Here is a 26,397-nt window from a genome sequence, read left to right as displayed (position 1 = left end):
CTTCAGCAATGAGCATGCCGTCGGCAGCTTCTACTATTCCTTCGTGCTTGCTTGGAACAAGGGCGCCGTTCCGGGCGAACCGACCGGCTGGGCCGACATGTTCGACACCAAGAAATTTCCCGGCAAGCGGACCTTCTACAAATGGTCGGCCCCCGGCGTCATCGAGATCGCGCTGCTGGCCGACGGCGTGCCGGCGGACAAGCTCTATCCGCTCGACCTCGACCGGGCCTTCAAGAAACTCGACACCATCAAGTCCGATATCGTCTGGTGGAGCGGCGGTGCTGAATCGCAGCAGCTGATTGCCTCCGGCGAGGCCGCTTTCGGCCAGTTGTGGAACGGTCGCGTCTTCGCCCTGCAGCAGGATGGCACCGATGTCGGTGTTGCCTGGAACCAGAACCTCACCGCCGCCGACGTGCTCGTCGTGCCGAAGGGCGCCAAGAACAAGGGCAGCGCGATGAAGTTCCTCGCTGCCGCCACCAGCCCGACCGGCCAGGCGAAATTCGCCGAGGCGAGCGGCTATGCGCCGATCAATACCAAGGCCAAGGCTGAGATGCCGGCCGATGCCGTCAAGGCCCTGCCAGATGCCCATGTCGAGGGCCAGATCAACCTCGACATGAACTACTGGGCCGAGCATCGCGACGAGATCGCCACGCGCTGGTATGCCTGGCAGACCAAGTAGCACCTAACACCGTTGCAGACCGGCGGGGCGCGGCTTGCGCTCCCCGTTCGAGACAGGACCGCTCGATGCAGGGAAATTCTTCCAGACGCGGCTCGGTCGCCGGCCTGCCGGCCGGCAGCGGCAGCGCATTGCCGGCTCTTCTCCTGGTCGGCCTGTTCTTCATCGTGCCGGTGGTGGCCCTGCTGCTGCGCAGCGTCACCGATCCTGAGCCAGGCTTGCAGAACTACGCCGCGCTGTTCGGCAGCGGCACCTATGTGCGGGTGTTCCTCAACACCTTCCTCGTTGCATCGGTCGTCACCGCCGTCACCATCCTGGTGGCGTTCCCGGTCGCCTGGATGCTGGCGATCATGCCGCCGGCCCTGGGCTCGATCGTCTTCGGCATCATCATCCTGTCGATGTGGACGAACCTTCTCACCCGCACCTATGCCTGGATGGTGCTGCTGCAGCGGACGGGGGTGATCAACCGGGCGCTGATGGGGCTGGGCATCATCCACGAGCCGCTGCCGCTCATCAACAATCTGGCCGGCGTAACCATCGGCATGGTCTACATCATGCTGCCCTTCATGATCCTGCCGCTGGTCGGCACACTGAGGGCGATAGACCCGATGACGCTGCGCGCCGCCGCCCTTTGCGGCGCAAGCCCGTTCGAGGCTTTCCGCCGCATCCTCTTGCCGCTGTCGCTGCCCGGCGTCGCCGCCGGAGGGCTGATGGTCTTCGTCATGTCGCTTGGCTACTTCGTCACGCCGGCCCTGCTCGGCGGCACATCGAACATGATGCTGGCCGAGATGATCGCACAGACGGTGCAGTCGCTGCTCAACTGGGGGCTCGGCAGTGCGGCCGCCTTCGTCCTGCTCGTCGTCACCATGGCGCTCTACGCGATCCAGCTTCGCCTGGTCGGCGCCAGGCGCACCGGCGGAGGGATCTGAGGATGCTGCTCGACTACGACAGGCTCGGATGGCTGCGCGTGGCGCTTGTCGGCTTCACGGCGGCAGTCGCGGCTTTCCTGTTGCTGCCGGTGGTCTTCATCGTGCTCCTGTCGTTCGGCTCGTCGCGCTGGCTGGCCTTCCCGCCGCCCGGCTGGACGCTGAAATGGTACCAGCAATTGCTGGCCGACCCGACCTGGATCGATGCCGCGCTGACCAGTGCCCGAATTGCCGCCATGGCCGCTATGCTGGCCGTCATCATCGGCCTGTTCGCTGCCTTCAGCCTGGTCAGGGGTGAGTTCCGCGGACGCCAGGTCCTGCGCGGATTGCTGTTGACGCCGATGGTGCTGCCGGTCGTCGTTTTCGCCATCGCCATCTACGCTTTCTTCCTGCGCATCGGCCTCGCCGGCACCACGGTCGGCTTCGTCATCGCCCATACGATCCTGGCGCTTCCCTTCGCCATCATCCCGATCACCGCTGCGCTCGAAGGTTTCGATAAATCCATCGAGGATGCAGCCATCGTCTGCGGCGCAAGTCCGTTTCAGGCGCGGCTGAGGATCACCTTGCCGTCGATCAGGATCGGCATCTTCTCGGCGGCGATCTTCTCGTTCCTGGCCTCGTGGGATGAGGTCGTGGTGGCGATTTTCATGGCAAGTCCGACCTTGCAGACCTTGCCGGTTAAGATCTGGGGCAGCCTGCGCGCAGACCTCAGCCCGGTGGTCGCCGCCGCCTCCAGCCTGCTCGTTGGCCTGACGTTTTGCCTGATGATTGTGACCGCACTCCTTCGCAGAAAATTGTCCAGATGACCCGGTCCTTCCTGTCCATACGCGCGCTAAGAAAGACGTTCGGCGCCTTCGTCGCCGTCCACGACGTAACCATCGATGTGCCCAAAGGTGAATTCCTGACATTCCTCGGCCCGTCCGGCTCCGGCAAGTCGACGACGCTCTACGCCATTGCCGGTTTCCAGGATCCGAGCTCAGGCGATGTGCTTTTGGAGGACATGTCGCTGCTTTCGGTGCCGTCGCACAAGCGCAACATCGGCATGGTGTTCCAGCGCTACACGCTGTTTCCGCATCTGAGCGTCGCCGAGAATATCGCCTTTCCGCTGCGCGTGCGCCGCCGGCCCGATGGCGAGATCAAGCGCAAGGTCGCCGACATGCTGGCGCTGGTGCGTCTCGAAAACTTCGCCGACCGCCATCCGGGCGCGCTGTCTGGCGGCCAGCAGCAGCGCGTGGCGCTTGCCCGCGCGCTCGCCTACGACCCGCCGATCCTTTTGATGGACGAGCCGCTATCGGCGCTTGATAAGAAGCTGCGCCAGGAAATCCAGGCCGAGATCCGCCGCATCCACCGGGAGACAGGCGTCACCATCCTCTATGTCACCCACGACCAGGAGGAGGCGCTGCACCTATCCGATCGGATCGCGCTGTTCAGGGAAGGCCGCATCGAGCAGATCGGCACCGGCGAGGATCTTTACCTCCGGCCGGCGAGCGAATTTGTTGCGGGCTTCATCGGCAACTCGAATTTTCTGCCGGCTGAGCATTTGCAAACCGCGCGTGGCGTATCCACGATCCGCCTGGCCGACGGCTCAATCGTGACCGGTATCAAAACGACAACATCGTTCGGCCAGGGTCAGAGGGTCCGGCTGATGGTGCGCCCGGAAGCCTTCCGCCTCGCGCCTGGAGCCACGAGCGCGGCGCTCGCCGTCGAGATCATCGACACGGCGTTCTTTGGCGACCGCCGGCGCGTCATGGCGCGCACGGCCGCCGGCGACGAAATTGATGTCAGGCCAGCCTCTGACGCGGAGGGAGCAGACAGCGCCACAACATCAGGCAAGCGTATCTTTTTTGATCCCGGATCGGCCTTCTTGTTTCCGGCCTGAAGGGCCGGATTGGTCAGGTCACGTCGATGTCTGTGAAGGCCCGAAGAACCGCTTCTTAAAATCCGTGTCTGAACGCTGCCGATCCGCTCCTGGCCCAACGCCGCCGGACTGCTTTGCGCCTCATGGTCGTAAGGTCGGTTTTGCCATCGCCTGAAAGCTGACGATCGCAGGCGACTGCGCTGGAAGCCGTGGGACAGTGGCCATCGCCCGATGGCGTTCAGGATCGTGCTGGCAAAGCCGCAATCAGCGAAGCAACAAAAGGGGCGGTTTGGCCGTTCTGATGAGTCGCATTGGCGGCTGGGGCATTCGAAGACATGACGACGCAGCAAATTTTGTCATTTGCCGTAACCTTCGTGATGATGGCAGCGTTCGTGTGGGGTCGCTATCGTTATGATCTGGTCGCGGCCGCGGCACTGTTGCTTGCTCTCGCGGTTGGCATTGTGCCTCTTGACGAAGCCTTCAGCGGGTTCAGCGACGATATCGTGGTTATTGTTGGCAGCGCTCTGCTGGTGAGCGCAGGGATATCGCGCTCGGGTATCATGGAGGCCGCCATCAAGCGCTTTGCTCCGAAATTATCGGGAGTTCGGTCGCAACTGGCGCTGCTGGTGATCGTGGTCACGATCCTCTCTGCCTTTGTAAAGAATATCGGGGCGCTCGCTATCATGATTCCGATCGCCTTCCAGTTCGCGCGCCGGTCTAACATTTCACCCTCGATATTTCTGATGCCTATGGCGTTCGGGTCACTGCTCGGCGGTCTCATGACGCAGGTGGGAACATCTCCCAACATCGTTGTGTCCCGAGTGCGAGAGGAACTGACCGGAACCGCCTTCACAATGTTCGACTTCACACCTGTTGGAGCTGCCATAGCCGCTGCCGGAACGATCTTCCTTCTGTTTTTCTATTGGTTGTTGCCGGTGCGCGAAAAGCTTGGCGGATCACTGAACGAAGCCCTCGACATCAAGAACTACCTTACGGAGGCTCGAATTGTCGCCGACTCCACGGTGCTCGGGAAAACCGTCGCAGACCTCATGAAGCTCGCCGGCGGCGATGCAATCGTGACGTCGATTCTGCGCAATCGCACGATGCGGATGACGCCACTGCCCGACGCGATCCTCAAGGTGAATGACATCCTGTTGCTCGAGGGCGACCCAGAAGCGCTGGATCGCCTTGTCTCCCAGGGCAGGCTCAGCGTGACCGGGGATAGGGTCGGTGGTGACGACACCACCAACGAAATGGTCGCTATCGAAGCCGTAATCGGTGAAAGCTCCTCTTTGATCGGCTGGACCGCCCAGCGCCTTGCCCTTTACGATCGCTTCAATGTCAACCTCCTGGCTGTCAGCCGTCGCGGGGAGCGCCTCGACCGCAGGCTGGCCGAAGTCGAGCTGAGGCTCGGGGACGTTGTCGTTTTGCGGGGCATTGCAGCCAGGATGCCTGAGACACTTCGTGAACTCGGCTGCTTACCACTGGCAGAAAGGGCAATCCTTCTTGGTAGCGTCCGCAAGGGTATCGTGCCGGTAGTAATCCTTGCTCTCGCCATGGTGGCGACGGCGTTTGGGCTGCTGCCAGTCTCCGTCGCTTTCTTCGCGGCCGCTGTCGCGGTTGTGCTTTTCAAGGTCATTCCGCTCCGCGACGTCTACCAATCGCTCGATGGGCCTATCCTCGTGATGCTGGCCGTTCTCATTCCAGTAAGCGATTCGCTACGCAGTACAGGGGCGACGGGAGTAGTTGCCGGCGAGCTTGCTAGGCTGGGAACACTCCTCCCGGCGTCCGGCGCACTGATGCTCATCCTTGTCGCCGCCATGGCCGTTACGCCATTCCTCAACAATGCCGCCACCGTCCTTGTCATGGCGCCTATCGCCGCCGAATTTGCCAGTGATCTGGGCTACCGGCCGGAAGCATTTTTGATGGCTGTCGCCATTGGCGCCGGCTGTGACTTTCTCACCCCGATCGGACATCAGTGCAACACGCTTGTCATGGGGCCGGGTGGCTACCGCTTCAGCGACTATCCCCGTCTGGGACTGCCCCTATCTTTTCTCGTAGTCATTGTTGCCGTGCCGATGCTTATGATTGTTTGGCCAGTGGACTGACATCGATATTCGGGTGCCCTCCTTGAAAATCCCACATGACACTACATTCCGGTTGGTGTCGCCAACGGTGGCCCTCTCGTCCCGCCCGCGGCGATAGACACTTTGTTCCAGCCGTTTATCGGGGCGAAGGGAAAGCAAGCAAAAGTCGGCACAAGGCGTGTTTTGCGCAGCGGCAGGGCCATGGTGAACTGCAAGCCGTCACAACGACATTCTATCTTGCCGCTAACCTGAGATACGAGCGTTGCGCATCGCGCAGGGCGGACGAGGGCGGCTGTTAGCCGCCCAGTCATTTCATCTCACACGTTGCGACGCCCTCTGGCCCCCTCCAGGTCATCACCTGTGTAGACATCAGCCGTTGGATCGAAGCCGGTCCAACCGCCTGCTTCGTATTCGTTTCGACGGCGGGCGATGTCGACGGAATTATATTGCTTCAGTATCTCTTCCGCGTCGGGGACTAGGTCGTCTTCGACCCTGGCTATGACCATTGTTCCCCCACGCCGAACGCCTTCGGCATAAACATGTGCGTCGTTTTCTGGCACACCGGACTCTGTCATCGCGCCGATGATGCCACCAGCTGCGCCACCGACCACGGCACCGCCGACAGCGCCGACCGCAGTCGCTGCCAGCCAGCCCGCGGCAACCACGGGGCCGACACCGGGTATGGCCATCAGGCCGAGGCCGGTGAGCAAGCCGCCGGCCCCGCCGATAACGGCGCCGACACCAGCCCCCGCCGCCGCATCCTCGCCAGCCTCCGACGCTTCGCCCGTAAGCCGGCCGCTCGAATTGCTCGCCACGATGCTAATATCGTCGTGCGGAACGCCGGTGGCTTCAAGCTCACCCACAGCGTCGCTTGCTTGATCGTAATTGTCGAAGAGTCCTGTTACGGTTTTCATCTGATTTGTCCTTGCTTGGTGATCAATTCTTGCCGGCAACGACGTTGCCTTGAAAGTCGAGGGCGATGGGTGCTGCTTTGCCGTCCTTGCTCGCGGTTCCACGCCAGATCCCCTTGTCGTCCTTCGTCAGGGCGGAGACGTCCGAGTAACCCGCCTTCTCGATGGCGCTCTTGGCCTGGTCCTCGGTGAAGCTGTTGGCACCAGGCACCGGCGCCGCAGAATTTGTGGTGTCCGCATCGGAGGCGGCTGGCGCGGAACTGTCGGGGGCAGGAGCGGCAGCCGCGACCTTGCCAATCATCTCCTGATGCATCTTGAGTGTCGGCAACGTCTCGCTTGCAAACGACTTGAGAGCGGAATTGTCGCCATCCTTGGCGTAACTTTCAAACATGCTCACAGCGTCGGCATGCGCCGTCCTCTGCATGCTGGCATAGGGTGCATCGACTGGCGCCGCAGCTGACTGCAACTTGTCGACGTCGCTCTTGTGGGCAGCGTCGAGGTCGGCGGGCACCTGCAATTTCTGTTCGCCGGCAATACTCTCGAGCTTGGCGTTCGCAGTGCCATGGTCGGAGATCATCCTCTGGGCGAAATCCTTAAGGGTCGGATCTTGGAGCTTGTCTTGAGCGACCTTGCTGGACTGCACTTCGAACATCCCGCCGATCGCGGCCTTCGTGACGAAGTCCTGTGCCGTCTCTGCTGACAAGGCAGGCAGTACAGCGGTCATTACGGTCGCGATCGAGAGCGATGCCATGCGTAGTTTGGTTCTCATGCTGAGGTTCCTTAGTTGAGGAGGACGATGAACCCCAATCTCCTGGCGCTACCTTTGTTCCGGACGTTGACAAATGTCGGACATTTCGGGGCGCCATTCCCGTCGTCGTGAAGCTGGCGGAGCGTCCCGATCCCATTGTCCGGGACCTCAGACCGATCGAAGAGTTGCCATTGCGCGCAGAGGGAGCCTGATGGCGAAAAATCCAACGGTGAAAAGTTCGGTGTGCGGTCCGGCAAGAGCCTGAAGCAGACGCGCCCGGTCAGAAAAGCACCACAAAGGCGGAAAGACGTCGGTCGCGCCCCAGACTCCGCCTAACCGGCATGCCGGCGGGTAGGCAGGTCGACATGCGTGACCTCCGCCAAGTGATCGCGCGAACGGCCAAGGGACCCGCCGCTGCTCGTTTCTGATTATGAAAGCCCGCCGCCCCATTTGCGAAGCGGCGGGCTTCATCCGCCCCAACTTGTCAACGCAACTTTGATGCCAAACCTTTTTGGCTCTCTATAGGACAATGGGCCTGTCCGACAGCGATCAAACAGACATCCAAAATGCCAGCAGCAGGGCGCATATGGATGAGACGAAAGCAGCGGTGGCAAAAAGCACGCCCTGCCAATCTGGCGGTGGATCGGACACCAACTTGTCGGGGGGCGGATGATTGTCATTCATGATAAGCAATTTTGCGATGCCAAGTTTGGTCCCGCTAATCCTTCAGGTTGTCGGCGGAAATGGCCGCCCTACCGAAGGCCAAAGAAACTCAAAATCGCCAAGACGACGACCACCGCACCGACGAGCCAAATGATATTGTTCATGATCTCTCTCCTGTTGCTTTCGAAAGTTCGCGCCTGGCAGCGCCGATCGTTCGGGACGCCTCTGCTTCGAGTTCTACAAGCTTGTCCCTGATCTCCTCCGGCTCGGCGTGCTCCAATCCGACAACGTCATTTCTGGTTTCATTCAGTGAAACGATGATCTCATCGAGTTTGGCGTGAATGGCGGCGGTGTCGCGATAGCCTTGTAGAAGGACAACACCAGTGATCACGATGGCGGCAACCGACAGGGCGTAGGTAACCGCACTTGTCAGACCAAAGGGCACCAGGGCGGTGCACAAAACCATTGCTATGAGAATGACATAGAAGCCCGGCGGCCGAGATAGGAAGTCGGAGGCCGCGAAAAGGAACCGATTCATATCCGGGCCAAAGTCATCAAGGCGACCAGTGCGGTAATGGCCACACAGATAGGCACTGCTGCCAGTAAGCCTGCCTCTAAGATCCGACTCTCTTTGTCGCGCAACATCAGGTCACCTACTCCAAGTTAAAGATATAGGTTCGCGAGCAGCTGGGCGGCTCGCGAACCCTGCTATCGGCGTCGGAAGGGACGTTGCTGCGCCGATCCACCACATGTCAGCCAAGCACGAGTGCCATCACGAGAAAGGGGACAGCTGCGAATAACAGCGTGCTTGGCCAGCACTTTTATCCATCTGCTTTCTCCCAAATTCGAGAGACAACAGCCGCGGGGGGCAGGCGTTCCAGTCGCTGTCTCTGACAGGACCAATGCGTGTTCTAGGACCAGACTTAGGCCCCAAAGGGACTAGACCTAAGTGCCTAAGGCGGAACGTTTAGGGCGGCTCCATGTTCAAGTTGCCGGGCGGCGCGGGACGATGATCGTGTTGCGCCCGTCCCCACGGGAGTGCAGATATGAACATGCTTCTAAAGAACACCGCAGCAGCGATGTTGCTCTTGGCTGGGATCGGCTCAGCCGCCGCGGACGACATCATTATCCAGCCGGAACAAGACACCGTCATCCGCGAATATGTGAAGCAGCAGCCCCTGGCGTCGGTCAAGCTCCCCGGCGTGGAACTGAATGTCGGGACAGCTCTGCCAGACACGGTTGAGATCCATGAGGTCCCCAACGTCAAATACCGCTATGTGGTGGTCGACAACCGCACGGTGCTGGTGGACCCGGGCACCCGAAAAATCATCAAGGTTTACGACTGAACGAACCAATCCAACCCCGCCGCCATCGCTGGCGGCGGGGCTGAAGCGTATAAATCTCCACGTCCGGACGAAGATGATGAGCCTTAAAGTCGCGACATCGCAAGCGCTCTTGGCACGCCTCTCCGGCACGAATGCGGGAAGCACGTTAGAGCGAAGGCCGAGAGGAAACCCCTCCAAAGGTCTCGGGCTTTATGGATGATGGTCGCGGCCAGGCAGAGTTTTCCGCTCAGCAAGCCAGTCCAGGAGTTCAAGGACCTTCAGGGCACGATCTGTGCACGAGTAATACGCTTTTTGACGCTCCTGCTTCCGGGTGACCAGCCCAAATTCTCGCATTATGCTAAGGTGTTGGGAGAGTGCGGAGTTGCTAAGCCCTAATCGCGACGCCAGATCAGAAACGGATATTTCTCCATCGGCAAGAATGATTAGAGCGAGAAGGCGCTTTTCATTAGCCATGGCAGCGAGCAGCTCGGCGGACGGCGCATAAATGCTGTGGTTTTCGGGATCCATGATGTCTCCCTCACTCACGCGTCGAGCGGGCCTTGCGCAGGCCGAAATGTAAAGAACTCTGAACTCGCCTCCCATTTACCGCAGCGGCGGGCCAAGGATGACGTGCCGGGATCGTCGGGCGCTCCGGCGCGTTAGAACTATTAGCGTAGCGTAATGTTCCATCAGAAGGGCGTCTCTGTCTGACGGCCGGCGTCGGCGGCTAAGCGCCTTAGCTCCTGGATCGCCCCTTCTTCGAAGCCTGGGAATCTCTGGCTTCGGCAGCAAGGCGTTGTTCTCGAAGTCGCGCAGTTTTTAAAAAACGCGCCTCTCTCTCGGCCGCGTTAGCAACTTTTGCCTCGCGGTCTGCGCGATCCAATCGGTCTTTGTCGATGCTTCGCTGGGACACTTTGGCCTCCTACCAGAAGACCGTTGAATTTACTTTTCGCTAAATTGTTCCCGTCAATTCGGCGACTGCCTTCCTGACGCTTGCGGCACCAACAAAGCAAAACACCGCCACCGGCGTAGCGGGCTCTTAAAGAGGCAGGCAATTGGAGGGTACTGACAAACTAGGTACCGCCACAGTGCTTCCGGCATCAAAGGTGCCGGATCGCAACGCCGCATGCCGACAGCATCGATGGGCCGGAGATGAACCGCAAGGACGCCTGTGCAGTTCGCCAAGCACCTTCGGGTCCGGAGAGCCTGCACTGCAGCCTAGCAAGCTCTTCGAAATAGGCCGCGAGATCGTCATCAGCATTCGCCGGCTCTGAACATTGGTGATGTTGTGGAACCCACGGTGATGTTGTGGAACCCAGCGCAAGCCTCACATCGCTGCTTCCTGCTCCTCTTCGCCGCGCGCGAGCGCGACAGGGCGCGCCAGGCGGCGAGGGCGTGACTATGGCGCGCTCCGGCCAGCTCGATGTCGATGGCGTGCTGCTCAACTGGCGCCTTGAGGGTGAGGGTGGGTTGCCGCTGGTCTGCATCCATGGAGTCGGCTCCTATCTCGAAGCCTGGAGTGGCGTGGCGGGCCAACTGAAAGATCGCTTCTCGGTTCTCACCTTCGACCTGCGCGGCCATGGCCGCTCCAGCCGGATCAAGGGCCGTTACGAGATCGACGATTTCGTCAAGGAAACGCTGGCGCTGGCCGACCATGTCGGGTTTACCGCCTTCCATGTGGCCGGGTTTTCACTGGGTGGCCTGATCGCACAGCGCCTGTTGCTGACGCATGCCGAGCGCCTGAAAAAACTGGTGTTGCTGTCGACGGTCGCCGGCCGCACGCCCGAGGAACGGCACGCGGTGCGTGGCCGGCTGGCGGCGCTGATGGCGAGCGATGCCTCAGTGCATCATGCAGCCTCGCTGTCGCGCTGGCTGACGGAGGATTTTCAGGACAGCAACCCGGAGGTCATCGCCGAGTTGCGCCGGCGTGACGCTGAAAACGACCGCGACTGCTATGCGGCCGCCTATCGCGTTCTGGCCGAGACCGATTTCGGCGGCATTCTCGACCGCATCACCTGCCCGACGCTGATCGTGACCGGGGAGGACGATCAGGGCTCCAGCCCGCGGATGGCACGGCTGATGCACGAACAGATGCAAGGGTCGCAACTCGCCATCCTGCCCGGACTTCGTCATTCGATCCTGATCGAGGCGCCGGCTCGGGTTGCCACCCTGATGGGCGATTTCCTGATGGACGCTGACCGCGGGAAAGGGGGCGGCGCCGATGAATAGCAGCCTTCGCGATGCGAAAGCGAACGCCGGACACCACTGGCTGCACGACACCTCGCAGGGAGCGGGCCGAGACCTTCCCTGTGATCGGGGGAATGGCGACGGCAAACATCCTCCGCGACATCGGAAGACCGGACCGGCCACGACGTCGCTAAATCGGCGGGCCTTGGGAGAGGACGCCGACCAGGTCGGCACGAAATTGGGACGTCACGACCGGCTGAACGGAAGTGACTGCAAGGAACTGAACAACAACAGGGGAATACGGATATGACATTCTGGAACAGACCACAGCTGACGTTGGCCGCGATGGCGCTTGCGCTTGGCGCATATCCTGCTCACGCAGGCGCGGTGCTCGACCGCGTTTTGGCGGCCGGCACGCTCAAGGTGGCGACCGATGCCAACTGGGCGCCGCAGTCCTTCGTGAATTCCAGCAACGAGCTGGACGGCTTCGATGTCGACGTCGCCAAAGCCATCGGCAAGCACCTCGGCGTCAAGGTCGAGTTCATCACGCCCGGCTGGGACATCATCACCGCCGGCCATTGGGCGGGGCGCTGGGACATGCATGCCGGCTCGATGACGCCGACCAAGAAACGCGCCGAGATCTTCGATTTTCCGGCGGTCTACTATTACACGCCGGCGGCCGTTGCCGTGCACAAGGACAGCAAGGCCAAGACGCTGGCAGATCTCGACGGCAAGGTGGTCGGCGCCACCAGCACCTCCACCTTCGAGGCCTATGCCAAGAAGGATCTGACGCTCGACGCCGCCGGCGCGCCGCCATTCGAGTACAAGCTCAACCCGAAGGAGGTCCGCTCCTACGAGAATTCGACGACCGCCTTTGACGACCTCCGCCTCGGCGACGGCGTGCGCCTGGACGCGGTGGTCTCTTCGCTACCGTCGATCCTCGATGCCGAGAAGGCCGGCTACCCGATCAAGCAACTAGGCGATCCGGTATTCTACGAGCCGCTGGCGATTGCCATCGAACGCGGCGATCCCGAACTCTCCGCCAAGATCGGCGACGCCGTGAAAGCGATGAAGGAGGATGGCACGCTGAGCAAGCTCTCCGAAAAGTGGTACGGGCAGGATTATTCGAAGACCAACTAGCCCCTTTCAAAGGCGGCCTGCCCCCCGGCAGGCCGCCGAACAGCCGGTGCTCAAAGATGCTCTATCCCGATACCGTCGAAGCCGAAATCCTCGTCCACAAACCCTGGTTCGTGGCGACGATGTTCGGGGTCGTTCTGCTTCTCTTCATGGCTTTCAACATGTCGAGCACCAGCTTTGCCGAACTGATGCGCCCCGTGATCGGCGAACCGTCGGTGAGTGGCTTCTACGGCCGCTTTGCCATTGCTTTTGCCATAGCGGTGATCTTCACCTTGAACGTCGTGCTGATCGGCTTCGCGCCGCTCAAGTTCCAGATCGGCATCGTCTGGCTCGAACTGCTGCTCCTGTTCATCGCCTTCTTCGAAACGTTCCATCTCAGCCTGCCCTTTATCAGGGAGAAGCTGCCGTTCCTGATTAGCCAGGGCGTTGTCACCACACTCTACGTCTCGGCCATTTCGATCGTTATCGCTTCCGTCATCGCCGTCGCCGGTGCGGTGGCCAAGCTTTCTAGCAATGGCTTCGCCTACGCCATCGCCAGCTTCTACACCTCCTTCTTCCGCGGCCTGCCGCTACTCATGCAGGTCTATCTGATCTATCTCGGGCTGCCGCAGCTCGGCTTTGTCATTGATGCGGTTCCGGCCGGCATCCTGGCGCTATCGCTCTGCTACGGCGCCTACATGACCGAGATCTTCCGCTCCGGCATACAGAGCATCGATCGCGGCCAGTGGGAGGCGTCGCGCTCCATGGGCTTCGGCTTCACGCTGACCATGCGTCGCATCATCCTGCCGCAGGCATTGCCGGTCATCATTCCGCCAACGGGCAACCAGTTCATCTCGATGCTGAAGGATTCCTCGCTGGTCTCGGTCATCGGCGTGTGGGAGCTGATGTTCCTGGCGCGCACCCTCGGACAGAAGACCTTCCAGCACATGGAGATGCTGATCTCGGCAGCCATGATCTACTGGATGCTGTCGATCTGCCTCGAACTGGTCCAATCGCGGATCGAACGGCATTACCACAGGAGCAAGGTGCGATGAGCGCTCCGGCCATCATTGAAGCCAAGTCCGTTTCCAAATGGTACGGCCAATTCCAGGCGCTGAAGAACATCAACCTGATCGTCCACAAGGGCGAGCGGATCGTGATCTGCGGGCCCTCGGGTTCCGGCAAATCAACGCTCATCCGCTGCTTCAATCGCCTGGAGGCGCATCAAGAGGGCGACATCGTCGTCAACGGCGTTGCCTTACATGGCAAGATGACCAACGTTGCCGCCGTGCGCTCCAACGTCGGCATGGTCTTCCAGCACTTCAACCTGTTTCCGCACATGACGGTGCTGATGAACTGCATGGCCGGCCCAATGTGGGTGAAGGGCGTATCGGAAAAGCAGGCGCGCAAGACCGCACTGAAGTTCCTTGAGCGGGTCCGCATTCCCGAACAGGCGAACAAGTTCCCCATCCAGCTGTCCGGCGGACAGCAGCAGCGCGTGGCGATTGCCCGCAGCCTGTGCATGGAACCGGCTGTCATGCTGTTCGATGAGCCGACCTCCGCCCTCGATCCGGAAATGGTCTCCGAGGTGCTAGAGACGATGACGGGATTGGCTCGGGACGGCATGACCATGGTGTGTGTAACGCATGAGATGGGTTTTGCGCGTGCGGTTGCCGACCGGGTGATCTTCATGGACGCTGGGCAGATTGTCGAGGAGGCAGCCAGATACTGAAGCATTAAACTTCCAGAAAAAAGCTGCGTGGATGCGCTGGACGAACGGCCCGTGCCTTTCCTCAACCAGCAGCGCGCGGGTGCCGCCGATCCTTGCGGATCGTGTCTGCCAGCGCGACGCTGACGTCGGACGCTTTGCTAGCCTCAATGCCAATCACCAAGCTGCTCAACAATATCGATGCGGTAGGCGCCGGATTTTGCGTACCCACAGTGTTGCCGATGCCTTGCAAGTCAGCCGGGGAACCATTGAAAATCCTGGCCGTTACGGTGGTCCTGGTCCGCGCGAGAGGGCACTTTGGAAACAGATGATGCATCACCGATCACTTCTGGCGTCGAGGGTCTCGATTACATCCTGAGAGGTGGTTATGCCAAATACCGGTCACACCTGATCGAGGGCAGGCCTGGATCCGGCAAGACGACGCTCGGGCTGCAGTTTCTGATCAACGGCGCACAGAACGGAGACAGGTGCCTTTACATCACACTTTCCGAGAGCAAGCGTGAACTTCTGTCGGTCGCCAATCGTCATGGGATGTCACTAGACGGCGTAGACATTCTGGAACTGGTACCCCCGGAGCTCAGCCTCGATCCGTCTCAACGCCAGACACTGGTGCACTCCTCCGACCTTGAACTGGGTGAAACGGTCCAATCCGCACTGGATGAAATAGGCCGTCTTAAGCCGGATCGTGTCGTTTTCGACTCCCTGTCGGAGATACGCCTCCTATCCCAGGGCTCCTTGCGCTACCGGCGGCAGGTGCTGGCGTTGAAGAGCTTCTTCCTTCTTAACGACGCAACGGTTCTGCTCCTTGACGACCTGACCGCCGAATTTGACGATTTGAACCTGCATTCTATCAGCCATGGGGTCATTCGCATGGAGCAGCTGTCACCCGTGTATGGGGGGGAACGCCGCCGCTTGCGGGTCATCAAGATGAGAGGTGTGGAAATTCGTGGCGGATACCATGACTTTGTCATCCGGCCAGGTGGGGTATCGGTCTTCCCCCGGCTCGTGGCCGGCGAACACGACGAAGGGAAGCAGGGCCCGCCAGCCCTAAGTGGCACTTCCCTCGACAATCTATTGGGCGGCGGGCTGTCACGAGGCACCAGCACCTTGTTGATCGGGCCATCAGGTGTAGGCAAGTCTACGATTGCTTCAACATTCTGCCACGCCGCGCTTTTGCGCGGCGAGACGGTGCTGGTGCTTCTTTTCGATGAAACGAAGCGTATCTTCCTGGCGCGCGCAGCCGGGCTTGGATTGGACCTGGAACCGTTCATCAAGAGTGACATGCTTCTCCTGGAGAAAGTCGAGCCTGCTGAACTGTCACCCGGAGAGCTGTCGTCTCGGATCCAAGCCGCCGTGGACCATTCGAATGCGCGGCTTGTGGTGATCGACAGCCTGACCGGCTACTTGAATGCGATGTCCGAGGAACAGCATCTGGTGTTGCAAATGCACGAGATCCTTACCTACCTCAATCAAAAAGGCGTCGTCACAATCCTTCTGCTCGCCAACCACGGATTGCTCGGGCAAATGGTGGCGCCGGTAGACATGACATACCTCTGCGATTCGGTCATGTTGTTGCGCTTCTTTGAGAATGACGGGAGGTTGAGGCGCGCGATCTCAGTAGTGAAAAAGCGCGTCGGCGCCCATGAAGACACCATTCGCGAATTCAAGATCAGCCCCGCCGGACTCGCCGTGGGGGAACCTCTTGAACAGTTCCGAGGCATCCTGACGGGGGTGCCCTCCTATCAGGGCAAGCAGGGCGATCTTCTCAAAGATAAATCATCATGATGGCAACGGATCCCGGAGTGCTCATCCTCTCACCGACCGGCCGTGATGCAAAAATCGCGGCATCAATCCTCGCGTCGAAGGGCATTGTAACGCATATCTGCAGCACTCTTGCTGAGACGTTGCCGCTGCTGGATATGGCACAGTGCCTAGTCGTTGCAGAAGAAGCATTGCTCACTTCGGATCGCAATCCATTCGCCGCCTGGCTTGAAAGCCAGCCGGCCTGGTCTGATTTTCCGATCGTTCTGCTCACGATGCGTGGCGCTGAGTTCGACGAGCGGCTGAGATTTCTCGACCGCTATCTCATCGTTCTGGAGCGGCCGTTTCTGGCATCAAGTCTAGCCAACTCCGTGCGTTCCGCGCTGCGCGCCCGCACGCGGCAGCTCGAAGTCAAATCCTTGCTCGAGCACAAAGAGGAAGTGGCGCATCGTCAGAAGCTGTTGATCCGGGAGCTTCATCACCGCGTCAAGAATACTCTCGCTAATGTGAGAGCGATGATGGGGGCAACAGCCCGCTCAAGCAGCAATGTGGATGATTTCGTGCGCAATTTCTCGGCCAGGCTGGTATCTCTGGCTGACACCCATTCGATGCTGACAGATGATTATTGGCAGACCGCATTTCTGCACAAATTGCTGGAAACCGAGCTTCGGCATTACGACACGACGGACAGGTCACGCATTCTCTTGGAAGGGCCTGATGTCGCGCTTGTCGCGGATCTCGCAATACCCGTGGGCATGGCTTTCCATGAGCTGGCGTCGAATTCGTCGAAATTCGGAGCGTTGTCCTGGCCTCGGGGACGGCTTGAGGTACGCTGGTCGGTGGCGCAATTCAAAAATGCTCAAGTGGTTCATCTTGACTGGCGTGAACGCGATGGCCCTGAGGTGCACCCGCCCCAGCGAAGTGGTTTTGGCACAACCTTGCTAGAGAGGGTTGTCGCCGTGCAGTGCGACGCAAAGGTTGAGCTGCAATACCACCCCAAGGGGTTAAGATTTGCAATGGACTTGCCCCTTCGGGACACCAGGCTTGTCCCTGCCTACTAGTCTGCGCGGGCCGTTTCGGGGGCGCCCTATTGGCGGCAAAAGGCCTATCTGGCGAGCAATCGCGGGGACTTTGCATCTCCACACTATTAGAGCTGGGAGCGTAGCCTGCTGGCAAAGTAGTCGGTGACCTTTTCGCTCACCGGACGTGCTTGCCACTCTTCCAGCCTGACTTGCCTTGATCGTTTCAGGTCCTCGTTGAAGATGTCTATTTGCGTTCGCGCGAATTCCATGTCGTAGACGTTCAGACTGGCCTCATCGTTGAGGCGCAAGGAACGCTCATCCAGATTGGCCGAGCCAACGCTCACCCAGACATCGTCGACGATCAACAGCTTGGGGTGGTACATTGTGGGTTGAAACTCAAAAATGCGCACACCGGCTTTGAGCAATTCGCCCCAGAAATAACGTGAACCCTTTCGCACTATGGGCACATCCGTCAGCCAATTGGGAACGATGACATCGACCGAGACGCCTCGCTTCCTTGCATCAAGAATCTGCTGCAGGGCTATGTCGTCGGGCACGAAGTAGGCCATGCCGATGCGCAGATGATCCTTGGCCGCGGCTATTGCTGCCAACATCATCAACTCCATGTTCTCCGAGCCGTTTGGCTGCGAAGAAAGTATCAACTGGGCATCGAGCCCACCAGCGGGCGCAACTGCAGGGTAGAACTTTCCGCCCTGCAATGTCTCGCCGGTCGTCTCAAGCCAGTTTTCCGCGAACGCCGCTTGGAATGCGGACACGGCGGGTCCTTCGATCCGGTAGTGCGTGTCGCGCCATTCATTTGAGTTGCGTGCGTTCCCGCGCCAATTATCGGCAATGCCGGCGCCGCCAGTGAATGCTATCCGGCCATCGACGATCAGCAGCTTGCGATGAGTTCGGTTGTTTACACGGTCCAACGTATACCAGCGTAAAGGCCGATAGCGTTCGAACCTCACACCGGCAGTGGTCATGATGTGGATCAAGTCCTCGTCGAAGGGAAGGCTGCCAACCCAGTCGACGTTCACACGGACTTCGACGCCTTCGCTGGCTTTCGCCGCCAATGCGATCGCGAACTCGTAGCCGATGGCTCCTGACCAATAAATATATGTCTCCATGTCGACGCTGGATCGAGCCGCCCCGATTGCTTGCAGCATTGAGGGAAATATTTCGTCTCCGTTGATGAGAGTTTGGACCGCGTTGGAATCGAACATCTGCCCTTGCGAATAGCTGCTCATCGTCTCGGAAAATTGGGGATCCGTAGCGTCGAACCGATGGGGGACGATTGATCGTAGAACGCGCGGCTCTGGAGTAAGAGTTATGATCAACACCGTGAGCAGGCTGGCCATGGTGGCGATGGCCAGATAGACGAGCACCTTTCGCCAAAGCTCAATGCCGGAGGTCTTCTTGCGGGCGCCTGACGCGACGGAACCGAAAGGCTGCACGTCAATCGCCCCGCTGCTGGCGATGGCGATGCTTTTCGATCTCCTCGGGCTCTTCATCATCGATCCGCGTGATTGCGGCTCCGTGCCAATCCAAGCTCTGTCGCTCGAAGATCATCCAAAGAATTGCGTAAGCCAACAAGATCAGGAACGCAGCGGGACGAGAGGTCAATGTGCCAATTGAGGTAAGCACGCTTGTGACCGTATGGTTTGCCATTCCAAAGAACTCGCGGCAGTGCCCCTGGTTCCCATGAGGCATCATACCGCCCCGCCGTGCCTACAGTGGCTTATGGGTAGGCCACTTGAGTACATCGCCTCTGGCCAGTCGTTACTTTCGATCGAGCACCTTTCGGACCTTCTCGGCCAACTAGTCGATCGTGTAGGGTTTCGTCAAAAGCTCCGTTCCAAAATCGAGCGTGCCATTGTGACAGCGATACATTGTCCTGCCCATTCGTTCGAGCATGAAAAATCCCGGAGCATTCTGGCAGCCTGGAAAGAAAATGAATTCGTGGTCCAATGCCGTCGGTATTTAACTTGGGCGATGCAGCTATGTTCCTGCTTTTGCAAAAATTGCGCAGCCTCGTACGCCGATGCAAGGTGCGTCTGTCCGTGTCGCCGGCGGAATATCCGCGGCCGAGATCGTGTTACGTATTGTGATACCTATTGTGATACAAATCGGACCTTGGAGCAGAAAAAACATAATAAAAACATAGCTTGATCCGGGGATAGTTCCCGCCAACGGTAGTATCACAGTAGGTCTCACAATATGTATCACAAATAGGAACTGGGTGCGCTCGGAAGCGACGCGAAGTGATTGATACCAAAAAGCTTTTTTGCGACACGCGATGGTCATTGTCGGAAACCGCCAGGATTCTTGGTGAAGAAAATCGCACCGGAAAGGCTTCGATGGGCCGCTTCCCGTCTACCGTGGGAGCCGATGGATGGCATCAGGCGCACCCGTCGCTGGATTGGGACTTGGCGGGTGCGTCCCATCCAGACAGCCATGCCGGTGCCGTTTGACACTCATTGCGGATGGCTCGGCTCTGAGGTAATTTAGATCCTGATCGGATGGGAAAGTGCCTGCTGCCGCGACGGTTTTTTGTTTTCTGTTCCTGTCTCGGCTGATTGTGAGCTCTTTAACAGCCTTGATACCGCAACCTTGGGGGCTTGTGGTCATCAGGTAGCGACGGTGGAAACAGGCCATGCTCCGACTTTGCGGATTCATCGCGGTCTTCTTCGTAGCGGCCCTTACGACCTTCGATGCGTCGGCCGATCGACGGGTCGCCCTGGTGATCGGCAATTCCGACTACCGGCAATTCCCGGCGCTGAAGAACCCGGTCAAGGATGCCGAGGACGTCTCCAAGACGTTTCGACTGGCAGGGTTCGAAGTTTTCGTTGCAAGCAATCTCACCAAGCTGCAGTTCGAAGAGCAGTTCCGCAATTATCTTGCCGCGATCGATGGCGCCGACCTCGCCGTCGTCTACTATTCCGGTCACGGTTTCCAGATCGGCGGCGAAAACTTCCTGATTCCCGTCGATGCCTCGTTGAAGCAGGCGGCGGACATCGAGGTCCAGGCCATCAAGCTCAACGATGTCCTGGAACAGATGCGTTCGAAATCGAAGATCCAGGTGATCGTCCTCGATGCCTGCCGCAACAATCCGTTCCCGCGCAAGAATTACTGGCTGAGAGACCAGCTTATCACCTCCGGCAACGCCGGGCTCGCGCAGGTCAGAAGCTCGCTGAACACGCTCATTGCCTTTGCCACCGAGCCTGGGGCGGCGGCCTATGACGGCAGCGGCGACCTCAGTCCGTTTTCGGCGGCGTTTTCCCGTCGCGCGCTGGCCCCGAACCAGGAGATCCGCACGGTCATGGCGGCGGTGCGCCGGGATGTGGTGGAGGCAACAAAAGGCCTGCAGGTTCCCTGGGAGAACTCGTCGCTGATCGACGAAGTGGTGCTGATGCGCCGCAGCAACCGCCCCTCGCTGCCGCCGGTGCTGGAGAAAATCGTGTTGTCGGGAGTGGGCCCAGTCGATCTCGGCCTGCCGGAACCGGTCGATGTCGACGGCGGAACGATCACCGTGAGCATCGAGAGACCACCTGCTCTCGGCCGCCTCATGCTGGACGGCGAACCTGTCGAGGTTGGCGAACCGATCCAGGGCAAGGACATGCCGCGTTTGCAGATGGATGTGCCCAAGGGGGTCGACGCGCAGGACGAGGTGGATATGCTGGCCTACGCCACGCATGACAATTGGGGCGGTCAAAGCCAGGGCATCCTGGTGTTCCGGGTCAAAAGCGGCGAAGGCGCCCATGGCGAACAGGTCATGGCCTCGCTCGCGGCCGAGCAAAAGCAACAGGTGGTGGAGCGCGGCATTCATATCACAGGTGCCGCCGAGGCGATCGAAAACCGCGACATTGATGTTGCCGTTGGCGTGGGCCCGGTTGCGCTTAACCTGGATTTCCCGACCGACGATCCCGCGGTCAGTCTCAAAGTTTCGGCATATCCCGCGACAGGAACCCTTTCGCTCCCCGACAGAACCCTGTCACCTCAGTCCAGCCTGATGGCCGCTGAAGTCGACCGCCTGCGCTACGAACCTCAGATCGGCGTATACGCGCCGGTCGAGGTCGGCTTCGAAATCCGTGCGGACAGCAGTTCGTCCAAGCCCGCCACGATGAAACTGTCGCCAACCGTCGATCCGTGCGACTCCGCCGCCGGCGAGCCTCTGGACCTGCAAGGCGTCGTTCCCGGCCTGCTGCCGAACGAAATCGGCGCCGGCGCCGTGGAGGTTTGCGAAGCCGCTGTGAAGGCTTATCCCGATGTCCCACGCTTCCGCTACGAACTGGGGCGCGCGCTGCTCGCAACTGGCAAGGTCGAGGAAGCGAAGACAGCCATCGAGGAGGCCGCCAAGAAGGGACATGTGCGTGCTGTGTTCGAACTCGGCTACATGTATGCGACGGGAACCGGTCTGGTCATCGACCGCACGCAGGCCAACGCGCTTTACGAAGCGGCATCCGACAAGGGCGATCCCTACGGCATGACGTCGTGGGGCCGCGCCTTGTTCAATGGCTATGGCGTCAAGCCCGATACCGCCAAAGGTCTGGACCTGCTGCTCAAGGCGGCCGCGATGGGGCACACCTATGCCATGAACGATCTCGCCGCGATCTTCACGGAAGGCCGCAACGGCGTGACCGCCGACCCGGCCCGTGCAGTTGCCTTCCTGGAGGCCGGCGTCCAGCGACAGGACATGTATTCTATGAACCTTCTCGGCCGTAACTACCTGGCCGGAGTGGGTGTCGAAAAGGACCCCAAGCAGGCGCAGGGGCTATTCCAGAAGGCTATGGATCTAGGCCAGCCCTACGCTCCGGCCAGCCTTGCGCGCATGTACCGGGATGGCGTTGGTGTCGAGCAAAACCTCGACGAAGCGCAAAGACTGTTCGAGTTGGCCACGGCACGCGGCGATCAGTCCGGCGCATATGATCGCGCAGCGCTCGAAATGCAGAAGGGCGCCAATGCCGACCAGACGATAGCGGTGCGCTATCTGGCCTTTGCGGTCGCGCTTGATCTTCGCAAGGAATTGCCGGGTGCCCAGACGACGCTGACGAAATTCGAAGTGAAGACGAAAACGGCCGCGCTCAAGCAATTGCGTGGCGAACTCAAGTCGAAGATCCCGGCGAAGGGCTCGCTTGACGACCAACTGGTCAATGCGGCCAGAGCGGTCTGGGAGCAAGCCAATCCGCGTCGGGACTTGTTTTGATCAGTGAGGAGGCAATCGTGGGCAGGGCAGTGAAGCAGGCATTGATCGCCACAGTTCTATCCGGCGCTCTGGTGGCAGTAGCGGGCTGCATGTCCGTTGCGCCCGCGCCCAAGGCCGAACCGACGGTGACGACGACAAAGCACAGGCCGAAGCTCATTCGCACGACGACCACGCCAAAGATCACCAGGCAGAAGAAGGCTATCGCCAAGAAACTCGTCGAACCGACTGAGGAAACCGCACCTGTCGTCGTTCCACCTTTGGGCGGCGGCAATGGCGGCACCGGTGGCACTGGTGGCGGAGGCGGCGGCTGGGGATAGTGCTAACAGCAGGTCAGGGTTTCGCGGCACCGCTCGCCGAGGCCGCCTGCCACCATTTGACACGCCAACTCTGCAGCCCGGACCTTGACCGGAAGACCGGCTGCAACTGCTCGCCAACCAACCACAAGTGCTCTATGCTCTCGCCAGGTGTCGTGTCGATACGGTGGTCCTGGGCAGGGGCGTTCCATGTTCGAAGTCGTCGCATTCTGGTGGAAGACGAGGCTGAAAGGCCCCGCCACACGAGGTCTTGGCCTGATCGTCGCGCTTTCCGGCTTGCTGCTACTCGCATCGCAAGCCGCCAACGCAGCGCCGAACTGGACGCTTGATCCCACGGCTTCGGTGATCACCTACCAGTCGGTGAAGAAAAACACGATCGTCGAGACAAACAAGATCAGGAACATCACCGGCACGCTCAGCTCGGCGGGTGATGCCAAGGTCACGTTCGACCTCAATTCGGTCGATACCGGCGTCGACCTGCGCAACGTCCGCATGCGCTTCCTGTTTTTCGAGACATTCAAATACCCGACGGCCGAGCTGAGCGCCAAGGTGGACCCCGCCGCTTTCGCCGATCTCGCGACAAAACGCAGGGTAAAGTCGACGCTGCCTTTCCGTCTCAATCTGCACGGCGTCGACAAGGACCTCGAGGCCAGCATCGTCGTCACCATGATCAGTGACGACATGGTCTCCGTTGCTTCGGAAGCTCCCGTCGCGGTTCACGTGGAGGATTTCGGCTTGCTGCCGAATGTCGACAAACTCCAGCAGGCGGCCAACGTCACCAACATCGTGCCCACCGCGTCGGTCTCGTTCGATTTCGTCTTCACCGCTGACGGCAGCAAGCCCGCCGCCGGCCAGACCGTCGCTGCAAGCACAGCCGACGTCGGCCCCGTTGCCACCGATGCCGCGAAGGCGAATTTCAGCGATGAGGAATGCCTGAACAGGTTTGCCGTGCTCTCGCGTACTGGTGCGATCTACTTCCGTCCCGCCAGCGCGCGGCTCGATGCGAAAAGCCGGCCGTTGCTGACGGAGGTCGAAGGTGTCGTTGGCAAATGCCCAAGCCTGAAGGTCGAGGTCTCCGGCTATACCGATTCCGATGGATCGCCGGACGCAAACAAGCAGTTGTCGGAGCGGCGCGCCCACGCGGTTGCCGACGCCCTGATTGCCGAGGGTATTCCGCGCAATCAGATCAGCGCCTCCGGCTATGGCGAGGAGCGGCCGGTTGCCGCCAACGATACGCCGAAGAACAAGGCGCTCAATCGGCGGATCGAGTTTTCCGCCACCAAGCCCGTGAACTGAGGTTCCGGTGAGGTCCGATCTGATCGCCTGTTGCGGTGGCCTCTTTCGTGCCGTCGGGCTTGCCGCGCTTGCCTTGCTTTTGACCGTAACAGCCGCCAGTGCCGAGCGCCGCGTCGCGCTGGTTCTGGGCAATTCCCAGTACCAGCACGCGGCGCCGCTCGCCAATCCGGTGCGCGACGCCCAGGCCATGGCCGAACGCTTGAAGAAACTCGACTTCGAGGTCTTTTCCGGCTTCGACCTGACCAAGCTGCAGACACAGGCGACGATCGAGCAGTTCGCGAAACAGGTGCGCGGTGCCGACATCGCGCTGTTTTTCTATGCCGGCCACGGCCTGCAGGTTTCGGGCAAGAACTATCTGCTTCCAGTCGACGCTGCGCTGGAAGATGAAACCTCCCTCGACTTCGAGGCAGTGTCGGTCGATTTCGTTTTGCGCCAGATGTCACGAGAGACCAGCATCAGCATGGTGTTTCTCGACGCTTGCCGCGACAATCCCCTCGCCGAGGTGCTGGCCAAGACCGCGGGCGTCAACGGCGCCAGCAGCGGCCTTGCCGAGATCCCGGTAGAGAATGGTAGCGCCGGCACGCTCGTCGCTTTCGCCGCCAGTCCCAATGAACTCGCCTACGACGGGTCGGGCGAACATTCGCCTTTCACCTCGGCGCTGCTCAAGCATATCGGCGCACCCAACGTCCCCATCACCGAGGCCATGAACGGGGTCACCAGCGACGTCTTGAAGGCAACCACCGGCAAGCAACATCCCTGGATCAGCGTCTCGCTGACCACGGAGGTCGTTCTGCACAAGGTCGATCTCAATGCGCCATTGATCGTGGGCGAGGCGAGCGCGCCTCAGGCCGAAGGCGGATCCGACGCGCGCAACACCGGCGCTGCAAGCGCATCAGGCCAAAGCGACGACCAGCTTGCGCTCGACGTGCTGCGTCAGAAGATCCCTAGGCTGGCGTCGGACGCCCCGATCTTTTTCGACCATCCGATCGATTTCGGCGATCCGGCAATCGACGGCAAGAGCATCGCCCAGCTAATCAAGGGCAAACCTCTGTTCAGCCCGGTGGAGGGATTGGACAAGTCGGTATGGGAGGACAAACGCTGCGACGGCTGCCATGAATGGGACGAGGCACGGCTATGCGAACAGGCGAAAAATTTCGCCACCAACGATGCTTCCGTTTTGCGCCTGCAACATCCACTTGGAACGCGCTTCAAGGTGGCGCTTGCCAAATGGGCTCAAGGTGGCTGCAAGTAAGCATCCGCCGATTGGCGCAGCGCCTCGATCTCGGCCATCTGGATGCCCATTTCGACAAACGCGGAAAGAACGGCAAAGCGGTCCACCAGTGCGACACGCGCCAGCCCGGCCAGAACACCGGCATTGACTGCATGGGCGGCAGGAAACGTTAAGGCCGATGGTGCTTTTGCGCCGACAACAGATCCGACAATAAAGGAACCATTGTCACGCCATCCCGCCGCCCGGGCAATCCAGGCTCCCGGGGTTGTTGGCGGCGTTGCCTCTGCCTGGCTCACTGCGGCGCGATGGTGGGGGCGGTCCGGTTCACCAACCCAGTCGCGAACATAGGCGAGCAACTCGTGATCAGTCCCATCGAGCAACTCGCTCAGATGGCTCAGGCATTCATGCGCCCACCAGACCGCAGCCCGATCGGGAAGCAGGTAGGCACAGAACGTGATCGCCTCTTCGGGAACGCGCCCGGCGAGCAGGTCGCGGCAAAATTCGATCGATTGCTGTTCGGTTGGAAGGGCTCTCATGTCCCGGGCAATAGCGGGACAAGCCATGAAGAGATCCTGTGCCGTTTTGAATCGGAGCTCATTGGCCATGACCGCCACGCTTTCATCGAGAAGCTCCAACCACTCAAGCCCCAGGCGCGGCGCGGGTCAAGTCTCAACCGGTGACGCTGCAACAACTGCCGGCACCGCCGCATCCCCTGGCGTTTATCGACAGACAATTGCCCCGGAATTTGGTATGATCACCACCATCGAAATCGGATGCTCAAGCAGGAGTAACCGCTATGCAGTGGGGCAGTTCAGCCTTGGTGTTGGCAGTCGTGTTTTTCTCGACTCACGCTTCCGCCGACCCTGTTCAGAAATCAGAAGACATCGTGAAGTTTTTTGCCGGCGCCGCCGACCTCGGTAAGTCGCGAGGAATTTGTGTAGGAACCGAGGAAGAGTGCAAGAGCAAGACCAAGGCAAAAGACGCGCCGGCCGAAAAATCCAGCCTCGATATGCTGATCAATTTCGGGTTGGATTCGGCCGAACTCGACGCGACAGCGCGCAGTGAACTCGACGAGTTCGCCAAGGCCTTGAAGGACAGGCGGCTGAGCACATTCAACTTCGTTGTCGAAGGCTACACCGATGCCACCGGCACGGTCCACTACAACGAAGGCCTGTCGCAACGGCGAGCGCAATCGGTGGCAGCCTTCCTGACGGCCAATGGTGTCGAGGCCGCCCGCATCAACCCGATCGGCATGGGCGAAAAGAATCCGCGCAGCCCCAACCCGTACGATCCGGCTAACCGCCGCGTGGAAATGCGGATAAAGACGCAATAGCACCTACC

At 60.2% G+C, this 26,397-nt stretch carries 23 protein-coding genes; 17 read left to right on the top strand and 6 right to left on the bottom strand.

Going from position 1 to position 26,397, the window contains the following annotated elements; genetic code table 11:
- The 5 genes from EOC06_RS00290 to EOC06_RS00270 all read left to right on the top strand — a co-directional run.
- Window positions 1-679: extracellular solute-binding protein (locus tag EOC06_RS00290; protein ID WP_128306793.1), on the top strand; the 679-nt coding region annotated here is incomplete at its 5' end.
- A 65-nt stretch (window positions 680-744) separates the two neighbouring features.
- Window positions 745-1,605, top strand: coding sequence for an ABC transporter permease (locus EOC06_RS00285; protein WP_127332000.1), 861 nt, complete (start codon window positions 745-747; stop codon window positions 1,603-1,605).
- 2 nt (window positions 1,606-1,607) lie between these two features.
- Window positions 1,608-2,408, top strand: coding sequence for an ABC transporter permease (locus EOC06_RS00280; protein ID WP_128306792.1), 801 nt, complete (start codon window positions 1,608-1,610; stop codon window positions 2,406-2,408).
- A complete protein-coding gene (locus EOC06_RS00275) occupies window positions 2,405-3,481 on the top strand; it encodes an ABC transporter ATP-binding protein (protein WP_127331996.1) in 1,077 nt (358 codons plus the stop codon). Before EOC06_RS00280 ends, EOC06_RS00275 begins: the two co-directional genes overlap by 4 nt.
- A gap of 314 nt (window positions 3,482-3,795) precedes the next feature.
- Window positions 3,796-5,568: an SLC13 family permease gene (locus EOC06_RS00270; RefSeq protein WP_127331994.1), complete on the top strand. Its 1,773-nt coding sequence runs from the start codon at window positions 3,796-3,798 to the stop codon at window positions 5,566-5,568.
- A gap of 296 nt (window positions 5,569-5,864) precedes the next feature.
- Here EOC06_RS00270 and EOC06_RS00265 read toward each other — a convergent pair whose 3' ends face one another.
- The 3 genes from EOC06_RS00265 to EOC06_RS00255 form a co-directional block, all read right to left on the bottom strand.
- Window positions 5,865-6,461, bottom strand: coding sequence for a general stress protein (locus tag EOC06_RS00265; protein WP_127331992.1), 597 nt, complete (start codon window positions 6,459-6,461; stop codon window positions 5,865-5,867).
- 22 nt (window positions 6,462-6,483) lie between these two features.
- Entirely contained in the window at window positions 6,484-7,227 is a 744-nt protein-coding gene (locus EOC06_RS00260) for a DUF4142 domain-containing protein (RefSeq protein WP_127331990.1), read from the bottom strand.
- Window positions 7,228-8,029: 802 nt separating this feature from the next.
- Window positions 8,030-8,407: a low affinity iron permease family protein gene (locus EOC06_RS00255; protein WP_127320400.1), complete on the bottom strand. Its 378-nt coding sequence runs from the start codon at window positions 8,405-8,407 to the stop codon at window positions 8,030-8,032.
- 508 nt (window positions 8,408-8,915) lie between these two features.
- On the opposite strand from EOC06_RS00255, the gene EOC06_RS00245 reads away from it, so the two are divergent.
- On the top strand, window positions 8,916-9,215 hold the full coding sequence (locus tag EOC06_RS00245; RefSeq protein ID WP_127266845.1) for a DUF1236 domain-containing protein: 300 nt from the start codon (window positions 8,916-8,918) through the stop codon (window positions 9,213-9,215).
- Between the two features lie 189 nt (window positions 9,216-9,404).
- Here the strand turns inward: EOC06_RS00245 and EOC06_RS00240 are convergent, their stop codons facing one another.
- Window positions 9,405-9,722 (bottom strand): helix-turn-helix transcriptional regulator, encoded by a 318-nt coding sequence (locus EOC06_RS00240; RefSeq protein WP_164762808.1) that lies wholly within the window; start codon window positions 9,720-9,722, stop codon window positions 9,405-9,407.
- Between the two features lie 873 nt (window positions 9,723-10,595).
- Here EOC06_RS00240 and EOC06_RS00235 point away from each other — a divergent pair.
- The 6 genes from EOC06_RS00235 (at window position 10,596) to EOC06_RS00210 (ending at window position 17,048) form a co-directional block, all read left to right on the top strand.
- Window positions 10,596-11,423: an alpha/beta fold hydrolase gene (locus EOC06_RS00235; RefSeq protein ID WP_128306796.1), complete on the top strand. Its 828-nt coding sequence runs from the start codon at window positions 10,596-10,598 to the stop codon at window positions 11,421-11,423.
- 264 nt (window positions 11,424-11,687) lie between these two features.
- Window positions 11,688-12,521: a transporter substrate-binding domain-containing protein gene (locus EOC06_RS00230; RefSeq protein ID WP_127332357.1), complete on the top strand. Its 834-nt coding sequence runs from the start codon at window positions 11,688-11,690 to the stop codon at window positions 12,519-12,521.
- 56 nt (window positions 12,522-12,577) lie between these two features.
- A complete protein-coding gene (locus tag EOC06_RS00225) occupies window positions 12,578-13,552 on the top strand; it encodes an amino acid ABC transporter permease (RefSeq protein WP_127332355.1) in 975 nt (324 codons plus the stop codon).
- A complete protein-coding gene (locus EOC06_RS00220; RefSeq protein WP_164898413.1) occupies window positions 13,549-14,229 on the top strand; it encodes an amino acid ABC transporter ATP-binding protein in 681 nt (226 codons plus the stop codon). The genes EOC06_RS00225 and EOC06_RS00220 overlap by 4 nt, the downstream gene beginning before the upstream one ends.
- A gap of 294 nt (window positions 14,230-14,523) precedes the next feature.
- A complete protein-coding gene (locus tag EOC06_RS00215) occupies window positions 14,524-16,011 on the top strand; it encodes an ATPase domain-containing protein (RefSeq protein WP_127329067.1) in 1,488 nt (495 codons plus the stop codon).
- Complete coding sequence (locus EOC06_RS00210) at window positions 16,008-17,048, top strand: sensor histidine kinase (RefSeq protein ID WP_127329069.1); 1,041 nt, start codon at window positions 16,008-16,010, stop codon at window positions 17,046-17,048. The genes EOC06_RS00215 and EOC06_RS00210 overlap by 4 nt, the downstream gene beginning before the upstream one ends.
- A gap of 86 nt (window positions 17,049-17,134) precedes the next feature.
- On the opposite strand, the gene EOC06_RS00205 is transcribed toward EOC06_RS00210, so the two are convergent.
- Window positions 17,135-18,526: a phosphatidylserine/phosphatidylglycerophosphate/cardiolipin synthase family protein gene (locus tag EOC06_RS00205; protein ID WP_245466392.1), complete on the bottom strand. Its 1,392-nt coding sequence runs from the start codon at window positions 18,524-18,526 to the stop codon at window positions 17,135-17,137.
- Window positions 18,527-19,665: 1,139 nt separating this feature from the next.
- Between EOC06_RS00205 and EOC06_RS00195 the strand changes: the two genes are divergently transcribed.
- The 4 genes from EOC06_RS00195 (at window position 19,666) to EOC06_RS00180 (ending at window position 25,077) form a co-directional block, all read left to right on the top strand.
- Complete coding sequence (locus EOC06_RS00195) at window positions 19,666-22,215, top strand: caspase family protein (RefSeq protein WP_127329073.1); 2,550 nt, start codon at window positions 19,666-19,668, stop codon at window positions 22,213-22,215.
- A 17-nt stretch (window positions 22,216-22,232) separates the two neighbouring features.
- On the top strand, window positions 22,233-22,532 hold the full coding sequence (locus EOC06_RS00190) for a hypothetical protein (protein ID WP_245273064.1): 300 nt from the start codon (window positions 22,233-22,235) through the stop codon (window positions 22,530-22,532).
- A 186-nt stretch (window positions 22,533-22,718) separates the two neighbouring features.
- Window positions 22,719-23,825: an OmpA family protein gene (locus tag EOC06_RS00185; RefSeq protein WP_127329075.1), complete on the top strand. Its 1,107-nt coding sequence runs from the start codon at window positions 22,719-22,721 to the stop codon at window positions 23,823-23,825.
- A gap of 7 nt (window positions 23,826-23,832) precedes the next feature.
- Window positions 23,833-25,077, top strand: coding sequence for a caspase domain-containing protein (locus EOC06_RS00180; RefSeq protein ID WP_128306791.1), 1,245 nt, complete (start codon window positions 23,833-23,835; stop codon window positions 25,075-25,077).
- On the opposite strand, the gene EOC06_RS00175 is transcribed toward EOC06_RS00180, so the two are convergent.
- Complete coding sequence (locus EOC06_RS00175; RefSeq protein ID WP_245469256.1) at window positions 25,059-25,691, bottom strand: hypothetical protein; 633 nt, start codon at window positions 25,689-25,691, stop codon at window positions 25,059-25,061. The two genes, EOC06_RS00180 and EOC06_RS00175, sit on opposite strands and share 19 nt — an antisense overlap.
- Window positions 25,692-25,852: 161 nt before the next feature.
- Here EOC06_RS00175 and EOC06_RS00170 point away from each other — a divergent pair, with 161 nt between their 5' ends.
- On the top strand, window positions 25,853-26,389 hold the full coding sequence (locus EOC06_RS00170; protein ID WP_127321072.1) for an OmpA family protein: 537 nt from the start codon (window positions 25,853-25,855) through the stop codon (window positions 26,387-26,389).
- The last annotated feature ends 8 nt before the right edge of the window (window positions 26,390-26,397 follow it).

This window comes from Mesorhizobium sp. M7A.F.Ca.MR.362.00.0.0 (assembly GCF_004023175.1).
GTDB lineage: Bacteria > Pseudomonadota > Alphaproteobacteria > Rhizobiales > Rhizobiaceae > Mesorhizobium.
This window is presented reverse-complemented; position numbering and strand designations above follow the sequence as displayed.

Coding starts and splice junctions, on each gene's coding strand:
- EOC06_RS00240 (WP_164762808.1), bottom strand. CDS start 9,722: ATGGATCCCGAAAACCACAGCATTTATGCGCCGTCCGCCGAGCTGCTC.
- EOC06_RS00170 (WP_127321072.1), top strand. CDS start 25,853: ATGCAGTGGGGCAGTTCAGCCTTGGTGTTGGCAGTCGTGTTTTTCTCG.
- EOC06_RS00195 (WP_127329073.1), top strand. CDS start 19,666: ATGCTCCGACTTTGCGGATTCATCGCGGTCTTCTTCGTAGCGGCCCTT.
- EOC06_RS00270 (WP_127331994.1), top strand. CDS start 3,796: ATGACGACGCAGCAAATTTTGTCATTTGCCGTAACCTTCGTGATGATG.
- EOC06_RS00275 (WP_127331996.1), top strand. CDS start 2,405: ATGACCCGGTCCTTCCTGTCCATACGCGCGCTAAGAAAGACGTTCGGC.
- EOC06_RS00205 (WP_245466392.1), bottom strand. CDS start 18,526: ATGATGAAGAGCCCGAGGAGATCGAAAAGCATCGCCATCGCCAGCAGC.
- EOC06_RS00255 (WP_127320400.1), bottom strand. CDS start 8,407: ATGAATCGGTTCCTTTTCGCGGCCTCCGACTTCCTATCTCGGCCGCCG.
- EOC06_RS00280 (WP_128306792.1), top strand. CDS start 1,608: ATGCTGCTCGACTACGACAGGCTCGGATGGCTGCGCGTGGCGCTTGTC.
- EOC06_RS00185 (WP_127329075.1), top strand. CDS start 22,719: ATGTTCGAAGTCGTCGCATTCTGGTGGAAGACGAGGCTGAAAGGCCCC.
- EOC06_RS00210 (WP_127329069.1), top strand. CDS start 16,008: ATGATGGCAACGGATCCCGGAGTGCTCATCCTCTCACCGACCGGCCGT.
- EOC06_RS00220 (WP_164898413.1), top strand. CDS start 13,549: ATGAGCGCTCCGGCCATCATTGAAGCCAAGTCCGTTTCCAAATGGTAC.
- EOC06_RS00235 (WP_128306796.1), top strand. CDS start 10,596: ATGGCGCGCTCCGGCCAGCTCGATGTCGATGGCGTGCTGCTCAACTGG.
- EOC06_RS00225 (WP_127332355.1), top strand. CDS start 12,578: ATGCTCTATCCCGATACCGTCGAAGCCGAAATCCTCGTCCACAAACCC.
- EOC06_RS00285 (WP_127332000.1), top strand. CDS start 745: ATGCAGGGAAATTCTTCCAGACGCGGCTCGGTCGCCGGCCTGCCGGCC.
- EOC06_RS00260 (WP_127331990.1), bottom strand. CDS start 7,227: ATGAGAACCAAACTACGCATGGCATCGCTCTCGATCGCGACCGTAATG.
- EOC06_RS00265 (WP_127331992.1), bottom strand. CDS start 6,461: ATGAAAACCGTAACAGGACTCTTCGACAATTACGATCAAGCAAGCGAC.
- EOC06_RS00230 (WP_127332357.1), top strand. CDS start 11,688: ATGACATTCTGGAACAGACCACAGCTGACGTTGGCCGCGATGGCGCTT.
- EOC06_RS00245 (WP_127266845.1), top strand. CDS start 8,916: ATGAACATGCTTCTAAAGAACACCGCAGCAGCGATGTTGCTCTTGGCT.